The organism is uncultured Phenylobacterium sp. (assembly GCF_902826855.1).
Classification (GTDB): domain Bacteria; phylum Pseudomonadota; class Alphaproteobacteria; order Caulobacterales; family Caulobacteraceae; genus Phenylobacterium.
The window spans coordinates 1-17,306 of sequence record NZ_CADEGK010000073.1 but is presented as its reverse complement, the minus strand read 5'-3'; the positions used below and the strand labels follow the sequence as shown (position 1 = coordinate 17,306).

At 66.5% G+C, this 17,306-nt stretch carries 16 protein-coding genes and 2 pseudogenes; 6 read left to right on the top strand and 12 right to left on the bottom strand.

All coding sequences use genetic code 11. From position 1 onward, the window contains the following. From QZV94_RS11825 to QZV94_RS11805, 5 genes and pseudogenes are all read right to left on the bottom strand, one after another. Nucleotides 1–1,186, bottom strand: a pseudogene (locus QZV94_RS11825) (VirB4 family type IV secretion/conjugal transfer ATPase); the annotation flags it as partial. Further along, nucleotides 1,183–1,467 carry a type IV secretion system protein VirB3 gene (locus QZV94_RS11820; RefSeq protein WP_293678088.1) on the bottom strand — a complete coding sequence of 95 codons (285 nt, stop codon included), beginning with the start codon at nt 1,465–1,467 and terminating at the stop codon, nt 1,183–1,185. The pseudogene QZV94_RS11825 and the gene QZV94_RS11820, both read right to left, overlap by 4 nt. Before the next feature lie 5 nt (nt 1,468–1,472). Next, nucleotides 1,473–1,775, bottom strand: a complete 303-nt coding sequence (locus QZV94_RS11815) for a TrbC/VirB2 family protein (RefSeq protein ID WP_293678087.1) — start codon at nt 1,773–1,775, stop codon at nt 1,473–1,475. A 5-nt stretch (nt 1,776–1,780) separates the two neighbouring features. Beyond that, entirely contained in the window at nt 1,781–2,350 is a 570-nt protein-coding gene (locus QZV94_RS11810; protein WP_293678086.1) for a lytic transglycosylase domain-containing protein, read from the bottom strand. A gap of 76 nt (nt 2,351–2,426) precedes the next feature. Next, nucleotides 2,427–3,395, bottom strand: a complete 969-nt coding sequence (locus QZV94_RS11805; RefSeq protein ID WP_293678085.1) for an alpha/beta hydrolase — start codon at nt 3,393–3,395, stop codon at nt 2,427–2,429. 341 nt (nt 3,396–3,736) lie between these two features. Between QZV94_RS11805 and QZV94_RS11800 the strand changes: the two genes are divergently transcribed. After that, nucleotides 3,737–4,003: an XrtV sorting system accessory protein gene (locus tag QZV94_RS11800; RefSeq protein WP_293678084.1), complete on the top strand. Its 267-nt coding sequence runs from the start codon at nt 3,737–3,739 to the stop codon at nt 4,001–4,003. On the opposite strand, the pseudogene QZV94_RS11795 reads toward QZV94_RS11800, so the two are convergent. After that, nucleotides 4,000–4,466: pseudogene (locus tag QZV94_RS11795) on the bottom strand (integrase core domain-containing protein); the annotation flags it as partial. The gene QZV94_RS11800 and the pseudogene QZV94_RS11795 sit on opposite strands and share 4 nt — an antisense overlap. 193 nt (nt 4,467–4,659) lie before the next feature. Further along, on the bottom strand, nt 4,660–6,204 hold the full coding sequence (locus QZV94_RS11790; protein ID WP_293678083.1) for a hypothetical protein: 1,545 nt from the start codon (nt 6,202–6,204) through the stop codon (nt 4,660–4,662). Between the two features lie 387 nt (nt 6,205–6,591). On the opposite strand from QZV94_RS11790, the gene QZV94_RS11785 reads away from it, so the two are divergent. Together QZV94_RS11785 and QZV94_RS11780 are read left to right on the top strand one after the other, a co-directional pair. Then, nucleotides 6,592–8,643 carry a 6-pyruvoyl-tetrahydropterin synthase-related protein gene (locus QZV94_RS11785; RefSeq protein ID WP_293678082.1) on the top strand — a complete coding sequence of 684 codons (2,052 nt, stop codon included), beginning with the start codon at nt 6,592–6,594 and terminating at the stop codon, nt 8,641–8,643. Continuing rightward, nucleotides 8,640–9,041 carry a GtrA family protein gene (locus tag QZV94_RS11780; protein WP_293678081.1) on the top strand — a complete coding sequence of 134 codons (402 nt, stop codon included), beginning with the start codon at nt 8,640–8,642 and terminating at the stop codon, nt 9,039–9,041. Before QZV94_RS11785 ends, QZV94_RS11780 begins: the two co-directional genes overlap by 4 nt. Before the next feature lie 7 nt (nt 9,042–9,048). On the opposite strand, the gene QZV94_RS11775 is transcribed toward QZV94_RS11780, so the two are convergent. The 5 genes from QZV94_RS11775 to QZV94_RS11755 form a co-directional block, all read right to left on the bottom strand. Beyond that, a complete protein-coding gene (locus QZV94_RS11775; protein WP_293678080.1) occupies nt 9,049–10,044 on the bottom strand; it encodes a glycosyltransferase family 2 protein in 996 nt (331 codons plus the stop codon). Nucleotides 10,045–10,134: 90 nt separating this feature from the next. Then, nucleotides 10,135–11,610, bottom strand: coding sequence for an exopolysaccharide biosynthesis polyprenyl glycosylphosphotransferase (locus tag QZV94_RS11770; RefSeq protein ID WP_293678079.1), 1,476 nt, complete (start codon nt 11,608–11,610; stop codon nt 10,135–10,137). A 63-nt stretch (nt 11,611–11,673) separates the two neighbouring features. Beyond that, nucleotides 11,674–12,369: a sugar transferase gene (locus QZV94_RS11765; RefSeq protein ID WP_293678078.1), complete on the bottom strand. Its 696-nt coding sequence runs from the start codon at nt 12,367–12,369 to the stop codon at nt 11,674–11,676. Next, nucleotides 12,362–12,601, bottom strand: a complete 240-nt coding sequence (locus QZV94_RS11760; protein WP_293678077.1) for a hypothetical protein — start codon at nt 12,599–12,601, stop codon at nt 12,362–12,364. The genes QZV94_RS11765 and QZV94_RS11760 overlap by 8 nt, the downstream gene beginning before the upstream one ends. Before the next feature lie 174 nt (nt 12,602–12,775). Further along, the gene (locus tag QZV94_RS11755) at nt 12,776–13,465 is read right to left on the bottom strand and encodes a sugar transferase (protein WP_293678076.1); all 690 of its coding nucleotides are present in this window, start codon (nt 13,463–13,465) and stop codon (nt 12,776–12,778) included. Nucleotides 13,466–13,633: 168 nt separating this feature from the next. Here QZV94_RS11755 and QZV94_RS11750 point away from each other — a divergent pair, with 168 nt between their 5' ends. The 3 genes from QZV94_RS11750 to QZV94_RS11740 all read left to right on the top strand — a co-directional run. Next, nucleotides 13,634–13,789: a hypothetical protein gene (locus tag QZV94_RS11750; protein ID WP_293678075.1), complete on the top strand. Its 156-nt coding sequence runs from the start codon at nt 13,634–13,636 to the stop codon at nt 13,787–13,789. Between the two features lie 158 nt (nt 13,790–13,947). Next, on the top strand, nt 13,948–16,089 hold the full coding sequence (locus QZV94_RS11745; protein WP_293678074.1) for an AGE family epimerase/isomerase: 2,142 nt from the start codon (nt 13,948–13,950) through the stop codon (nt 16,087–16,089). Nucleotides 16,090–16,182: 93 nt separating this feature from the next. Then, the coding region (locus QZV94_RS11740) for a nucleotide sugar dehydrogenase (RefSeq protein ID WP_293678073.1) at nt 16,183–17,306 on the top strand (1,124 nt) is incomplete at its 3' end.

Sequence of the window (17,306 nt, the reverse complement as noted above, 5' to 3'; positions counted from 1 at the left end):
CCGCAAAGTTGCCGGCCGAGATCAGAGCTTTCCGCGCGATATACTTGAAGTTGGCGGGAAATTGCGCCCAGAAAGCCGGCTCCAGGTTGACGTCTTCGCGCACCGCGATGGCGCCCATCTCGCTGAGCGAGCCCTGAATATCGGCGATCCCCTGGTCGAGTTCCTCGAGGCTGTCGGCCTTGGCGAGGATGGTCAGGTGGTGCTCACCGTAGGCCGCGCGCCCGGCGCCGACGTCGTCGCGGGCCTGGGCCAGTTCGCCTCGCAGGGAGAAGGCGTCGTCCTCGGCAGCCTTCAGGCGGCGCAGCGCCAGGCCCATCCGGTCCAGCGCGGCCTGGCGGTCCACGAAGGCGAAGCTCTCTGTGAGTACCATCTCCATGGGCAGGCGCAGGACGCCGTCGAGGATCCCCGGCGCCGTGCGCGATGGGTAATCCTTCAGCGACACAATGGCTCCGAACGATGGCCCATCGGGCCCGCCGCCGAATTCCATGGCGTCGAGCCCAAAGCTAAGGCGCCGAGTGCCGATGGCCTGGGAAAGGTCGCCCGTGGGCGCCAACACCGGCTTGAGCTCGCCGTTCAGCAGCAGGCTGAGGAACTCGGCCGGCTCGGAGCGCTGGGCCCCGCCGCTGGCCGCGTAGAGGCCCAGGGTGCGCACGCCGTAAGGGCTGAGCGCCGCGGTAAAGGCCTCGCGGGTGGCGTGCAGTTCGCGCAGGTCGCGGCCGATGTCGGCGTCGCGAGCCCTCGGGCCCTTCATCAGGCGCTCGATGAAGCCGGCCGATCCCTGGGTGGGCCGCAGCACGAGGCTCACGAAGATGTCGTTCACATAGAGCCGCCGTCCGGCCAGTTGCTCTCGCCAGCGGGCGTCCAGGGCGGCGCAGAACGGCTCTTCCGGGCCTGGGGGGAAGGAGGGGGTCACGCGCCGGCGTACCACATGGTGGTAGATTGCCAGCCGAGAGCTGGCCGCGCCGCGCAGCACCGTCTCGCGGATTGCCTTGCGGTAGTTCAGCTCTTCGTCGGACGCCGTCTCGAACGGAAAGCCGGCCAAGTGCAAGGTCTGGATGAGGAGACCGTCGCGCGTCTGCAGCGTCCTGTCGTCCACATGACCAGCGTATGGCAGCCGCTCGCCCACCTTCGCCTCGCGCGGGGCCAGCACCTTGGCCGCGCCGGTAGTGAGATAGGTCCCGCTCATGGCCGGTATGAATTCCCGCGCCAGAAGCTGTAGTTCTTCACCCGCGGGCAGGTGCTCAGCTTGGTGACCCAGATGTCGAAGAAGCGGGGTTCACGAATCGAGCCCACATAGCCGATCGCGTGCACTGCAAGGGCCAAGCCGATCACCCAGAACGACTTGGTGGCCAGGAACACCTCGCCGCTGACGATCAAGTTCAGCACTGCATATGAATAGGTGACGCCGCCGATCATCTGGGGCCGGGTGAGGGCGGCGAAGACGGGATCGGAGGCGAGTTGGCTCATGAGATTCAGAATCCGCCGGCCAAGCTGCGGATGCCGGCCACAATGGATACGGCGCCAAATATGACAAATATGCCCACGAGCGTGATGATACCGCGACGCCAGTCGAACCGCCCGGTCAGCATCATGTAGCCAATGATGGCCACCGCGATGACCGCGGCGGTGGTCGCTAGATTGCCGAGCAGGGTGCCCTGCACCCAGCTGAGCGCCGCCAGCAGGGGCGAAGAGCCGGCCGGATCGCCGGCGGCCTGGGCGAAGGCGGGGCTGGCGAGGGCCGCAAGCGCGGCGGCGGAAACGATTGTCTTGTGCATGATCCTCACTCGCTTACGACAGGGGCGGACGCAAGGCGCGCCAGGATCGCGCGTACATAGGTCTGGGTTTCGGCATAGGGCGGCACGCCGCCGTAGCGGTCCACGGCCCTGGGGCCGGCATTGTAGGCCGCCAGCGCCAGGCGCAAGTCGCCATAGCGCCGCATCTGCTGCGCCAGGTAGGCGACGCCGCCATCGATATTGGACTTGAGGTCGCCGGCATCGACGCCGAGCGTCACGGCGGTGGCCGGCATCAGCTGCATCACTCCGCGCGCGCCTTTAGGCGAGACAGCGGCCTGATTGTATCGCGATTCCTGCCACGCCACGGCCTCGACCAACGGCGCCGGCACCGCGTGGCGCGCCGAGGACTCCCGGATGGCCGCCGCCACCTCGGCCGGGGTGGCCCGGGACAGGGCCTCGGCAACGGGTTCGATGGGCCGGGCGCCCTCGCTGGTGAACAGCTGCGGACCTGCATAGGTCGTGACCGCGCCATCGTCGCCGATCGACAATACCTCTGCTGCGGCCGATCCAGGCCCCATGAACAGGGCGCAGGATGCTGCGCCGATCGCCAAACCCACGCACCTGAGCACCATCGTACGCCCCAACCTGACCGTTCCTTATTAGACCATCGGACCACGGCGGGGCCAGATCACTTTAGTACGGCGCGGGATCCAGGATCGAGGCGCCGCTGAAGGGATCGAGCTCCGCCTCCGGCGCGGTGAACAGGTTCGATTCCGGCTGGGCGGCCTCGCTCCGGGGCAGGGGCGGCGGCGGCTGATCGTGGCGGACCGCACGCAACGTCTGGTCCACCGCGTCGATGACGACGTCCGGCCGGTCGATCATCACCATGTGCGAGGACAGCACCGTCGTCTGCGATCCGACGACAGACTGGGCGGCGATCCGCTGGTGCAGGTATTCCACGACGGACGGCGGGGCGCCGAGACGCAGGCTCGGCGTCGCCGCCGCGGTTTCGGACGCGGTGACAACGTATAGCGGGATCGACCGGAGAAGGTCGCCCAGCCTGAACACCTGGTCCGACGTGCGGCCGAAGATCTCGTCGAGCTCGGACAACTGCTGACGCCACGTTTCGGGACGCCTCAACGCCTGGGCGCTGTGGGGATCGGCCTTGGGCGACACGCACCCCGCCCAGTCTGCGTTCGCCTCTGGGGTTTGCGGTGCTATCTCCAGGACGTGCAAGCACCGCCGGAGCCGACGGCGAATGCCGTCAAGGCCGTCACCGGACGGCTGCGGTGAGCGCCTTTCCACCGTCGGGTCGAGGAGGATCAAGCCCTGGACCTCCTGCGGCCGGCGCGCGGCGAACAGCCGCACGTAGAGGCCGCCCGCCGAGTGGCCGACCAGGATGAACGGACCGCGAACCCTGGCGGCGGTCAGCGCCTGATCCAGGTCCCGCGCGATGGCGGCGCCGTCCCGCGGCAGGAGGCCGGGATCGCTGAAACCGTAGCCCGCGCGATCGTACGCACAGACGCGCGTGATCCGGGCCAGGCGGGGCTGGACTTTGTACCAGCCGCCCGAACCTCCGCCCCAACCCGACTCCAGCAGTACGGTAGGCGAACCGCGGCCACTGCAACGCAGATTGATGCTGCGCCCGTCCGGCAGCGTCACGAGGCGGCCGGGGCGCGCGTAGGGATCGACTGCGGTCGCCCCTCGTGATCCGCAGGCGGTCAGCAGGGACAAGGAGAGGGCGAGTCCCGAAACGGCGCGAAGGTGTCTCAGAAGCATGGCCGCGAGATCCTGAACTCTTCTCCGCCCGCCGGCGACTCGGGCATTTACAATAGCAAAGGCAAGACACGTCAGGCCGGAGGTATGTCTCGCGTGGCCCGTCGCAGCGGCATGAGCCTTGCAGGTTTCGGGCGAGCGTTTGCCTAGGGTGGGCCGCTCGTGGACGATTGCGTGTCCCGGGCTTCCTGATAGGTAAAGCAAGTCAGCATCGACGGAGGACGCCGGTGGAAACCGTGTACGATTGGATCACCGTTGCGATATTCGGCGGCCTGGTCGTGCTGTTTCTGCACCGCTCGGTCCAGCCTGGCGAGCCGCAGGACACTATCCTCCACTACCTGCCCCCGGCGGTCGGCTGCGCCGTCGCCAACTGGGTCGGCAACCCGCCGCAGAATCAGGGACTGTTCTCATTCCTCATCGTTCTGGGCGTGCTGATATACGTCCTCCTTGTGCTGAAGCCCTTCGGTTTCGACTTCAAGTTCCCGAAGCGCTAGATGTGGAGCGTCAGCAGTTTGTCCCGATCCAAGCCGAGGCGGCTGATGGCTGTTTGTGACTTTATCTCGCCGTGTGGCCGATGCCAGTTGTAGCGGTGCCAGAGTGGCAGCTTGGCGGCGCGATGGGCTGAGGTGGAGCAGGCCTGAATGTAGGCCGATGCGCGCAGCGCGGTCTGTATGAAACGCTCGGCCTTGCCGTTGGTCTTGGGCGTGTAGGGCGTGGTGCGGATGTGCTTCAGGCTGAGCTCGGCTCAAGCCTTGCGGAACGCCGTGGAGCGGTAGCAGGAGCCGGCGTCGGTCTCGCCCGCTGCACAAGGCAACGCCGAGACTCGCTAGGTAGGCCACCGCCGCCGCAGGAAGGCGACGGCGCTCTCCTTCTCCTCGTCGGGCAGGATCTGGCTGAAGGCCAGGCGCGAGGTGCCGTCGATAAGACGTGGACAAATTCCAAGCCGGCGCCGCGCGAGCGGCCGGCCTGACGGTCAGCTCGCCGGCGCTTTCGCGCTCGAGGCGGACCACCGGTGCACCCGGCTCGAGGTCCTCCGACTCGCCGTCGCTTCTCACCCCCCCCTCCTCGGTCAGGACCGGACGCACGACCTACCTGCAGCCGACAGCTAGCCGCTGGAGCACACGCTCGGCGCTGCACCACGGGGGAGCGCCTACTTCGGGATCCGGAGGAGCGTAAAGCGCCCCTGTTGCGCGACCGAGGCTGAAGCGTCCCAGGTTACAGGTGTGAAACGACCACGGCAGAGCAGCACGTAGTCGAACAGTTTCTGGCTCATCACACGGTCCAATTGCTGCCTTGGCCGAGCCTCCCCTTTCGGCAGGGGCGGCGCGTCCCGAAGGGCGCGAGTCGCCCCCTCAAGACGCCCCCGGATCGCGATGGGTTGCTGCGATGCGTACGCAAATGTGCTCGTGGCGGTCTTGCTCAGAGGGATCATGAGAGGGCCATACATCTGGCACCGCGGCTCACCGCTAAGCCGGTCGAGATTTGCGAAGTTCACGTAGGCAACCGTGGCATGCTCCGGAATGGATCGCGAGATCGCCCTGTAGTCCGCGATCTCATCTCGATAGACCTGCCATGAGATCGCCATCCACCCGACCTTCAAGACTGCGACGACGACCAATGCGCTGACGCAGACCCGGTCCAGAGCCTGGCCCTGCAGGCGGAAAAAAAGCGACGCGATCAGCACGAAGGCCAAGAACAGAGGCATGCGATCGGCGATGTAGCCGACGCCAAACAGTCCCGGAGGCGTAAGCAACGCGAGCAGGCTCGCAATGGCGATCGCGGGCCACGCCACGGTTGGGATCGTCAGTCGCTGCTTGGCTGCCAGGGCCGCTAGAATGCCGATCGTTACGGCTAACAGGGCAACGTCGAGAGGCGGGCTCGGGCTCTCGGAGACCCTCGTAATTGTCGCCAACCGATAGATCAACAGTTCTTGAAGCCGGGCGGCAAGCTCGCCTGCCTGCGCCAGTCGGCTCAGCGCCTCATCTGCGTTTGTGATGCCGTCCGGCGACTTCGATGTCGCACTGGCCGCGAACAGCAGCACCGGCGCGACCGCCTGGACGGCCAGCTGAGCCATCGAACATCCTAGATCGCGGACTGAACGCTTCTCCGACGTCAGGAAGAATCCGATCTCGATTGATCCAAGCAGCAGGCCGTAGAGTGCGAACGCGACACCATGCGTCAGGAAGATCGCCGCTGCGATCAGGCAAGCCACCGACGTTGCCAGCCACGGACGATGCCTCTGCTTCAGCCACCAGGTTCCACCCCAGAATACTAAGCCAAGACCAAGCAGAAAGTTTCCGAACCCCCAACCGAAAATGAAACTATATAATACCGGGGCCACGAGGACCCCGATCAGCGGGGAAGGGGGCGATCCCAACAAGGCTCTGTTGAAGCTGATGACGCCATAATACTGAATTGCAAATATTGAAACTACCAGTATTTTGGCCACTACCAGAGGAGGAAATATATTCATCATCATCGTGCCGATTACGTCTAGGCCGATGTTAGGAAGGATGGACCATTTCGCTTCGTATGCCGTGCGAAGAAAAGGGTCAGTATCAAGGTGTGCGAGTATGTAGTAGCGACCTATGTGACTGTAAAAGTCGATCATAGGAAGAATAGGCGTGATCAAGAGAGGTGCTGCCGCGAGACAAAATATCCCCGCGACCAACAGCCAGCGTTTGCGATCAGACATGCTGCAGCGCTTGGACGGGCAACCCGACGACCTTCAAGGGCTCGCTCTCGCGGTGGTAGTAGAGCGCCTTGCGCTCACGAAGCGTGGAGGTTTGCACAGTCGCCGCAACCAGGATTGGGGCCCCCCACGGTCAGCGGGCGCGTACAGGAGCTCGTCGCTCACTAGGGGATCGTCCCCCCGAAATCAAGGTCGCCGCAGCGGAACTGCCAAGGTGGGTGTATGGGTGAGACCTACAGGATCAGAATCGTCCTCCAATGCGCGTGGCGAATAGCTTCGCCAGGCCCACCAGGGAGCGATTCATGGTTGTCGCGCCCGCGGCGATGGCGAAGTGAGGGTGGCTGAGGGATATCAACAGGCGTGACGGCAGCACCAACCGATACCCATCCCATGGAGAGGTTCGGCCCCGACCTTCTAACCGAGATTGCGGCTGGGGGCGTCCAGCTGAGCGTCCTTCTTTCGCTCGTCTACGCGCTGGGTAGTTGGCCGCTGGCCGCTGCGCTCATCGGAAGCCTAGTCGCGCTCGGCGCCCTTGTCCTGCTTGGCGCGGCATGGCCGGTGACGCCCGTCCAGCGGGCATTGCTGCCGCAACGGGCGGCGACGCGGATCGTCCTCAGCCTTGCCGCCGTGGCGGTCGATCAGGGCTCCTTCGGAACGACGTGCTGGTTGAGTGTGGTCGCCCTGCTAGGCGCGATCCCGGCAACGGGGATCGTCCTTGCCAAGTTTGCGCCAGCCTTCAAGGATATGAAGGAGCCGAATTGCGGGCGAAACGCCTTGCTCCCCCCTATCCTCCTAGCGCTGTTGAGCGTGGTGGCTTTGTCGCCGGGCCTTGGATTGGTGGGGCCGATATCTGGTCACGATGCCTATATCCAGAGCGTTTGGCAGCAGTTGTTCGCAGAACACGTCTGGCGCGGCGAGATATACCCTCGCTGGCTCCCCGAAATGAGTCGCGGGCTGGGGAGCCCAGTGTTCTTCATGTATCCGCCATTTGGTCACTACGTTACGGCGGTACTACTCTACCCCATCGCACCTGATCGCCTCGATATTTATCTTCGGCTGGCGATGTCACTAGCCCTGGCTTCCTTCGTCGGTGCGCTTGGTGTGTATCTTTGGCTGCGGCGTCTCGATGTTGCGAGGAGTCTCGCGACACTGGGAGCGGCCGCCTTCGTTCTCGCGCCCTATCACCTGTTCGTTGACGCCTACCTGCGCACGGCCTTCGCCGAGGCCTGGGCCTTCGCATGGGAGCCATGGGTCTTCCTGGGACTCGCCGACATCCGTAAGGCGAGGGGCTGGATCGTCGCGACACTGGCGATGGCTGCGGCGATTCTTTCGCACCTACCTTCGGCCCTCTTTCTTTTCCCGGCGTTTGGGGTCTTCGCGTTGATCCAGGTGCGGGGCTGGAGGGAGTTGCACTCGCTGGTGCGACCTCTCGCGGCGGTCGTCGTCGCGCTCGCACTGAGTGGCGCATACCTCGCCACTGCGTTGGGCCATGGCCAGTACGTCGACCAGGCGGCGCTGTTCACGGGGCGCTACGATCCTGTCCACTCGCTGATCGGTCCGGGTCTCGCGCTATCCAAGGTCACGGTCAGCATCCTGTTGACGCTCGGGCTTCAGGTGCTGCTCGTCGCGGCCGCGGGAGCGATCATTTTGCGAGCGAAGCCGACGGGGGCAGTCGGACGATCGGTGTGGTACTTGCTCGGCGTCGCGGTGGTGACCACCCTTCTCATGACATGGCTGTCGCGACCGCTGTGGGCGCTCGGGACCATGCTGAACGCCATTCAGTTTCCGTGGCGTCTGCTGGTCCTGCAGACGTTGGCGTTCGGGATGTTGATGGGCCTGGGCCTACAGCAGTTGGGGCAAGGCCGTTCGCCAAGGTTCGCCATAGCCGCTGGTCTGGTGGTCGTGGGTATCTTGTGCGCCCTCAACGGACTGCTGTACGCGAAGTTCGCGGACCATCCTGCGTCGGGCAAGGAACAGGCAGCAAAGTCCTACGTCACGCTGCGAGATGCGCCGGAGTACCGCCTCGGAGACATGGACATGTCGGCCGGGCTTTTTCCGCCCGGCAGACAGTTGGTCGTTTTGTCGGGAAGCGGGGACGCGGCTGTGGTCGGGTGGCGCAGCCGGCACGTCGAGATCGACGTCGCGGCGCGTACGAGCTTGACTGTCGCACTGCGGCAGTACGCCTACACCGGCTGGAACTACCGTGTTGACGGCGGTGCTTGGCGGCCGGCCGCCGCCTTGACGGGGAGGACGCCGATCATGACCGTGATCGTCCCGCCCGGGCGGCATCGCGTCGAGGCCCGCTTGGAGACCACCATGGTGGAGCGGTATGGATGGACGGCGTCAGGGGTAGGGGTGATCGTGCTGCTCTGTGGCGTCGCCGGGATGCTACTGGTCGAACGGCGCAGGCTGACCGCAAGCCAAACAGGCTATGCACCATGATGGGAGCATTCAAACGGCTGCACGGCTTGGCACCGCAGGTCGCCTCGTTCGCCATAAGTGGCGGCCTCGCCTTTCTCGTTGACGGCGGCGTCCTATGGGCCCTCACGGCGGCAAGCGTCCCACCGCTTATCGGGCGCGTGTTCAGCATCTTCGTCGCGATCGTCTGCACATGGGTATTCAACCGGAGCCTGACGTTCCGTACGACGAGCGGACCCTCGTTCGCTGAGTTCGGGAAGTATTTGGCGATATCCCTGGCTGGGTCGGCCATCAACTACACAATCTTTTCGATTGTGGTCCTGCTTGGGGCGCATCTCGTTGTCGGGCTGGTGCTGGGCACCGTCGTGGCGGCAACATTCAATTTCGTCCGCTACAGGAAATTGCTGGATCGGCCCAAGTAAGCTGCCGCTATTTTCGTACGATGTAGATCGGGCGGCCTTTTACCTCTTGATAGAGGCGGCCGAGATACTCGCCCATGATCCCGATCGCGACCATCTGGACCGCGAAGCAGAACAGCACGACGACCATGAGCGACGCGTAGCCAGGCACGTCGCGTCCGAAGATCAGGACGCGGAGGATCAGGAACGCGGCATACAAGCTGGCCAGCCCGGCGGCCGAGACGCCAACGACACTCCAGATGCGGAGCGGGGTGGTCGAGAACGAGGTGATGCCGTCGAAGGCAAGACGCCAGAGCGCCGGAGACGCCCAAGATGATGTGCCGGCAGCCCGGGGCGGACGCACGTACGGCACGCCGATCTGCCGAAAACCCACCCAGGCGAACAGGCCCTTGTTGAAACGGTTGCGTTCCGGCAGCTGGCGCAGCGCGTCGACGACGATGCGATCCATCAGGCGAAAGTCACCGGTGTTCGGCGGGATCGGATAGTCTGCGACACTATTGAACACCTTGTAGAACCAGCCGGCTGTAAGGCGTTTAGCCACGCTGTCCGAGGTGCGGTCGGAACGAATGCCGTAGACGACGTCATAGCCTTGCTCCCAGAGGCTTATAAACTCTTCTATGAGCTCCGGCGGGTCCTGGAGGTCGGCGTCCAGCGGCACTACGAGGTCGCCGGTTATGTGATCGAGCCCTGCCGTGAGCGCGGCTTCCTTCCCAAAATTGCGAGCGAGCGGCAAGACGCGAAGGCGCGCGTCACGAGCTGCGAGCTCCTGGAGCATCAAAAGGGTCTCGTCACGGCTGCCGTCGTCGACGCACACAAACTCGATGGCCAGCCCGAGGCGCGCGGACACTTCGTCAAGCCGCTGGAAGAGCATGTTCAGCACCTGCTCCTCGTTGTGCATCGGGATGACGATCGAGAGCTTTGCGCCGCGCCGTGAACGGGTCGTCGGCCTGCCCTCGGACGCAGACTGCGGCCCGGCGCTGGTCATCGCGTCTGCAACTTCAATCATGACACTCCCGGTGTTTCATTCGCTGAGGCGGGCTGGCCGGCATGCTTGCGCACTGCAAGAGGTGCGCCGGACGCGTAGGGATCCGGTACGCTACCTTACCGCCTCGCTATCACCCAATAGGCAAGGGGCGGTGCGCAGGATGATGGCGATATCCAGCCAGAACGACTGGCGCTCCACATACTCGAGGTCCAGGGCCACGCGATGACGCACGGCCTCGGCGGTGTCTACCGGGCCCCGTGAACCGTTGACCGCCGCCCAGCCGGTCAGGCCGGGCTTGATGCGGTGGCGGTGGGCGTAGGTCTCGACGAGCTTGCTGGCCTCCGCGCCGCCGCTCAGCATGCCGATGGCGTGGGGCCGAGGCCCTACGATCGACATCTCCCCGCTGATGATGTTGAAGATCTGCGGCAGCTCGTCGAGGCTGGTGCGGCGGATGAAGCGGCCGACGCGGGTGATCCGCTCGTCGCCGGCGCTGACCTGCCGGGCGGCGGCGTAGTCGGAGGTCTCGAGCCGCATCGAGCGGAACTTCCAGACCAGGAACTCCTCATTCATGTAGCCGTGCCGGCGCTGGCGGAAGAACACCGGGCCGGGGCTGTCCAGCCGGATCGCCAAGGCCACGGCGGCCATCAGCGGGGCCAGCAAGATGAGGCCCAGGATGCTCAGCGTAAGGTCCAGGGTGCGCTTTGCCAGGAGGAACGCGGAGCGTTCGGCCGGACCGGCCACGTGCATCAGGCTGAAGTCCGCAATGCGGCTGACGGCGCGAGCCTCGGTCTCGTCATCGACGTCGTCGAGAAGCAGGGAGATGGGGTTGGGGATAGGCGCAAGCCGCTCCAGCAGCTCGGCGATCCGCGCGGATGCCTTGCGGGGCACCGTGACCACGATGCGATCCACGTAGGGCAGGACGCGGTGCCCGATCAGGTCCGCGGTCTTGCCCAACACGGGCACGCCGGCCACTTCCGGGCCGACCCGGTCGCGGCGGTCGTCGAACACGCCCAGGATATTGACGTCGCGGGTGCGCAGGGCGCGCCGGATCAACCGCTGCGCCGCGGCGGTGCCGCCGACGATGATCACGTTCGGCGTCAGCAGACCTCGCCTGCGCAGGTGGGCGACGACGAGACCCCACGCAAGGTGGGTGATGCTCAGCGCCGCCGCCGCCGCTGCCGCCCAGGCGGCGCAGCCGAGCGCGGGGAATGCGGGATCTAGCAAGCCGCAGAGCGTCCCGGCGCCGCCGCCGGCCGCCGCTGCGGCGATCAGCAATCGGCCGAAGCGTCGCCGCGTTCGTTCACGCCCGCTCATGGCATAGGCGCCGGTGGCCACCAGGAGGGCGATGGCGATCAAGGGTGCGCCCAGCCACATCGCCTGCGGCAGGCTCATCATACGCGTGGCGACGACAGAGGCGATGGCGAGGCCGGCGAGGTCGCCGGCCTGGAACAGCCGGGCGAGGCCCGCCCCCGAAACCCGCGAGCGGACAGGCTGCATCCGCTCCGGGCGCAGCGGCCCGCGGCGATGGCGCGCGGGCGCAACCTCGATCTCCGGGAGGGCGCGGTGCGCGCCCGTGTCGTCGGCCATCTGGCTACCCCACCTGCAGGGCGCAGCTTAGCGGGAAGCGCCTAAGCGATGGGTTAAGGCGGCTCAGTAGGCGCGGGTGTCGGCGAAGATCAGCGGCAGGGTGCGCCAGAGTATCTTCATGTCGAGGGCGAACGACCAAGTGTCGATGTACTCATTGTCGGCGTCGACGCGATCGATGATCGCCTGCAGTTCCTTCACCTCGCCGCGGAAGCCGCAGACCGCGGCATAGCCCGTGAGGCCCGGCCTGGCGCGGAACCGCAGATTGTACGCCGGCGCTTGGCGGCCCCAGGTCTCGTCGTGGGCGACGGCGTGCGGGCGCGGCCCGATCAGGGACATCTCTCCGCGCAGGACGTTCAGGACTTGCGGCAACTCATCCAGGCTGAACTTGCGCAGGATCGCGCCGAACGCAGTGACGCGCGCGTCGCCGACGGTAGCCTGGCGCACCGCCTCGCCGTCCTCCGCCACGGTCATCGTGCGGAACTTGAAGACGGTAAAGATCCGGCCATTCAGGCCCGTGCGTCGCTGGCGGAACAGGGCCGGGCCCCGCGTCTCAAGACGCACCAGGGCGGCGATGGTGAGCAGGAGCGGCAGGAAGAGGACCAGAGCGCTGAAGGACACGACGATGTCGAACAGCCGCTTGCGACGGCTGGCGGCCACCGGACAGCGCCCGGGAGCGGTCACGGCCGCGATCCGCGGACTTGCCTGCGATGTCCAGCCTGGCGTCTGGGCGTGGGTCCGGATTTCGGCAAGATTATTCATGATGCCGTCGGCGGCCGGCCCGCGCCGCGGCGGGGAGACCGTGCAGGAAGGCGGCCATCGCCTCCGCGCTCCAGAGACGCACGAGGATCTGTTGGCCGGTATCGCTGACTTCGGTGCGCAGGCAGGCGTCGCCGTCGACCCCGGCCCCATGGGCTCCGACGAAGCCATAAAAGGCGGACCGGATGCCTTCGGCATCGGCGCCGGGCGCAAACCGCGTCTCAAATCCGGACATGATCCCCGATCGCCCCGTCGAACACGCAGGCCTCGAAGCAAGAGGCGCGCCACAGCTCCGTCCTGTGGCTGGCGTGACGTGGTATATTCGCGCTGCGCGACGGTTCGGTTGCATCGTGGTTGATAATACTGCCGGCGAGGCTGGACTGGCTGCCGGCCTCGGCGAGAGCGCGAACTAGTAGGCTCGCGGGTCCCGGAAGATGATCACCGCCGTCTTCGCCAGGATGGCGATGTCGAGGCCGAGCGACCAGCTCTCGATGTACAGATTGTCGGCCGCGACACGATCGGACATGCCTCGCAGGTCCTGGATCTCGCCACGCAGGCCGTTCACCTGCGCCAGGCCGGTCAGCCCCGGCTTTGCGCGGAAGCGCGCGACGTAGCCTGGTATGACATCGCCATAGTAGGTGTCGTGGGCAAGCGCGTGCGGCCTTGGTCCGACCAACGACATATCGCCCTTCAGGACGTTCAAGAACTGCGGAAGCTCGTCGAGGCTGAGCTTGCGCAGAAGGCCGCCGATCGCCGTGACGCGGGCGTCGTCGCGCGTGGCCTGGCGTACGGCGGAACCGTCCTCCGCCACGGTCATGGTGCGGAATTTGTAGATGGTGAAGACGCGGCCGCGATGACCCGTGCGGCGCTGCCTGAAGATCGCCGGGCCGCCGGATTCCAGCCGGACAGCGAGCGCAATCGTGATCAGGAGCGGCAGGAAGACCAGGAGGGCGGTCAGGGCGCCCAGGATATCGATGACGCGTTTGGCCCAGTTTCCGGCGACGCCTGACCCTTCGACGCCTGCCCCTTGGACGACGGGCGCACCGACAGCCGGCACGTCCGGCCGTTCTGCCGGGCGGGCCGGTTCGACCGCTCTCATCGCCACATCCGTCAACGCCACCCAAGCCTCACGCCACACTAGCCCAGCCGGACGCCCCCCTGCGCCGGAGATTGGCCGTTCGTTAGCCATTTCCGCCAACGAACTCTTCACCGTCGTCGGCGCCTAATGTGACACAGCCCAAGAATAGGGCGGTGTCGGAGTAGAAAAATGCCGTCCGACGTGTCCGTCGAGATCGCCTCTCATTCCATCGAGGCCCGGCCGCCGCGCCGGTTGCCGGTCGGCGTGGGCCTTAGCATCGGGGCCTTCGCCTCGGTTACGCTCTGGACATGCATCGCGTTCGGACTGCGCGCCCTCCTCGCGTGAGTGCGTCGCAGCAAACCGACGCATCCGAGCCAGCCCTCTAGAACCCCTAAGCTTAACGCAATTTTACCGTCCGCTGGCCCTGTGGGTCAATCGAGACCGAGGGCCCGCAGCAAACCCGAGCCCGCAGGGCCGTTTGCGAACGGGAACGAACCGGCTAGGTGAAGGCGCCTGCGGCCGCGGCGGCCGCCAGGGAGGCCTCTATCTCCGCGCCCGTCTACCCGGTGATTCTGTGCGGCGGTTCCGGTGAGCGGCTGTGGCCGGCCTCGCGCCCCTGGCGGCCGAAGCCGTTCCTGGCGCTGGTGGCGGAGCGTTCAGGATTTCAGGCCGCGGTTCTGCGCGCGCTGCCTCTGGTGACGGGCGGACTGGTCGTCGTGGGGGGCGAACCGCACGCCGGCCTGATCGCAGCCCAACTGTCCGAAGTCGGCGCCGAGGCGGTCGTGCTGCTCGAACCAGCGGCCCGCGACACGGCGCCGGCGATCGCAGCGGCGGCGGCCTGGATCGCTCAGCGCGCGCCGGACGCCATTCTCGCGATCCTGGCGGCCGATCACCACATCCCCGACGCCGCGGCCTTCCAGAACGCCGTTCGTGCGGCGCTGCCCGCGGCGGCCGACGGGTTGATCGTCACCCTGGGCGTCAGGCCTACGGCGGCGGCCGGCGCCTATGGCTACATCCGCCCCGGACCTGGCGAGGGCGCGGTGAGATCCATCGCGGCCTTCGTGGAGAAGCCGCCGCCCCTGGCCGCGGCGGCGATGATCGAAGAGGGCGCCCTGTGGAACAGCGGGACCTTCATCGCTTCGGCCAAGACCCTGCTCGCGGAGACCGCGCGTTGGTCGCCGCAGGTCGCCGAGGCCGCCACAGCGTCGGTGCAGGATGCAACCGGGACCGGCGCGGTCGTTGCCCTGGGCGGGGCGTTCGCGAACGCCCCGAAGATCGCCTTCGATCGGGCGGTGATGGAGAAGACCGGGCGCGGCGCGGTCATGCCGGTCGCCTTCGCCTGGTCCGACCTGGGCGCCTGGGATGCGGTCGCTGCGGCGGCCGGCGAGCGGGTGCTGACCCGAGCGCCCCCTGGCGTGCGCATTGCGGTCGTGGGCCTCACCGACGTCGCCGTGATCGTGGAGCCGGATGCGGTGCTGGTCGCGGCGCTCGCCGACAGCCAGTCCGTCCGGGGCCTGGCTGGGCCCCAAGGGCCGCCGGTTCGCTATACGACCCTGGCGCAGGCCGCCGCCGGGTTCGGGGTCTGGTTGCGCACCGCCGCCCTGCCCCTGTGGGCCACTGTGGGGGTCGACCCCTCCAGCGGCGGCTTCCGCGAGGCCCTGAGCTGGACTGGCGTTCCCGACGATCCATGGCGGCGCACGCGGGTCCAGGCGCGGCAGAGCTTCGTCTTTGCTTCGGCGGCGGCCGGCGGCCTGGACGGGCCGTGGCTGGCGGCGGCGGAGGCCGGGTTCGACTTCCTCCGCCGGGGCGCCCAGCGACCTGATGGCCTCTTCGCGTCCAAGCTGGACCTGGTCGGAAGACCGATCGCGCCAGCCGCCGGGGTCTACGACCATGCCTTCGTGCTGCTGGCCCTGGCCGCTCTGCGGCAGGCAACGGCTTCGGGCGAGCCGGAGCGCGAGGCGCTTGCGCTGCTGGAGCGCCTAGGGTCGCTCAGGCACGATCGAGGCGGGTTCAGGGAACCCGACGGCCAACCCTTTCAAGCGAACGCGCACATGCACCTGTTCGAGGCGGCCTTGGAATGGTCGGTGGCCGGCGAGGACCCCATTTGGTCGGCATTGGCGGACGAAATGGCGGACTTGGCGATGAACCGCCTGATCGATCCCGCGACCGGCGTACTGCGCGAGTTCTTCACGGCCGACTGGGTCGCCCTGGCCGGAGAGACGGGCCTGATCGAGCCGGGGCACCAGTTCGAGTGGGCCTGGCTGCTGGAGCGGTGGGGTTCGATGCGGAGTGACGAGGCGGCGCGCCAGGCGGCGCGGCGGCTGTTCGCAGTGGGCCGGCGCGGGTTCGATCCGGCTCGCGGTGTCGTGGTGAGCGCGCTGTGGGACGATCTGTCGGTTCGTGACCCGGCAGCACGCCTCTGGCCGCAAACCGAGCACCTCAAGGCGGCTCTGATCCTGGGCGAGACCGCCTGCGCGCTCGAGGCGGCCAACAGCCTGGCGGTCTATCTGGACACCCCCGCGCGCGGCGTCTGGCGCGAGCGCATGCGGCCTAACGGCGGCTTCGTCGAAGAGCCGGCGCCGGCCACTTCGCTCTATCACCTCTATCTGGCGGTCCGCGAACTCACGCGGGCGGTTCGCCGCTAGTGGCGCCGCGATTGCAGTGTCCACCATGTTCGCGGTCGATCAAGCCACAGAGACCCACCTTGTTTGCTCACGTTTAGCTGGTAGTGACGCCACATGATGATGAACCCGTTCGCGAACCGCCCCGTCAAACTGGCGGTGCTAGGCCTTGGCTATGTCGGGCTCCCCCTGGCGGCGGCGTTCGCCGAACATGTCGATGTCGTCGGCTTCGACATCAATGCGGATCGCGTGACCGAGCTCTCGGGAGGTTCGGACCGGACCCTGGAAGTCGGCCCGGAGGAGCTGAAGGCAGCCACACGTCTAACGTTCAGCTCGAAGCCAAGCGATCTCAAGGATTGCAACGTGCTCATCGTGACGGTGCCGACACCGATCGACGAACACAAGCGGCCCGACCTGTCGGCGCTGATCGCGGCCAGCCGCACCGTGGGGGGTGCAATTTCACCCGGCGCCGTGGTGGTCTACGAATCGACGGTCTACCCCGGCGCGACGGAGGAGGACTGCGTTCCCATCGTCGAACAGGTATCCGGCCTGACCTTCAACCGGGATTTCTTCGCAGGCTATAGTCCCGAGCGGGCGAACCCAGGTGACCCGGCGCACCGGGTGGCCACGATCGTCAAGGTGACCTCCGGGTCGACGCCAGAAGTAGCCGCCTTCGTCAATGACCTCTACGGCAAGGTGGTGACGGCGGGTACACACTTGGCCAGCTCGATTCGCGTCGCTGAGGCCGCCAAGGTAATCGAAAACACCCAACGCGACCTCAACATCGCACTTATCAACGAGTTCTCGCTCATATTCCGGCGCCTGGGCCTGGACACCAGCGAGATCCTGGCCGCGGCGGCCACCAAGTGGAATTTCCTGAACTTCCGCCCCGGCCTGGTCGGCGGTCACTGCATCGGCGTAGATCCCTACTACCTCACCCACAAGGCTGAGGCTGTCGGCTATCGTCCGGAAGTGATCCTGGCCGGCCGGCGCATCAACGACGTGATGGGCGGCTACATCGCGCGCGAGCTCGTCAAGGAGATGATCCGGCGGGACGCGCACGTGAAGGGCAGTCGCGTGCTCGTCATGGGCCTGGCCTTCAAGGAAAACTGTCCCGACCTGCGCAACACCAAGGTCGTGGACATCATTGCGGAGCTTGGTAGCTACGGTGCACAGGTTGACGTGTTGGACCCTTGGGTGGACCGCTCCGAGGCTCACCAGGAATACGGTTTCGATCTGAT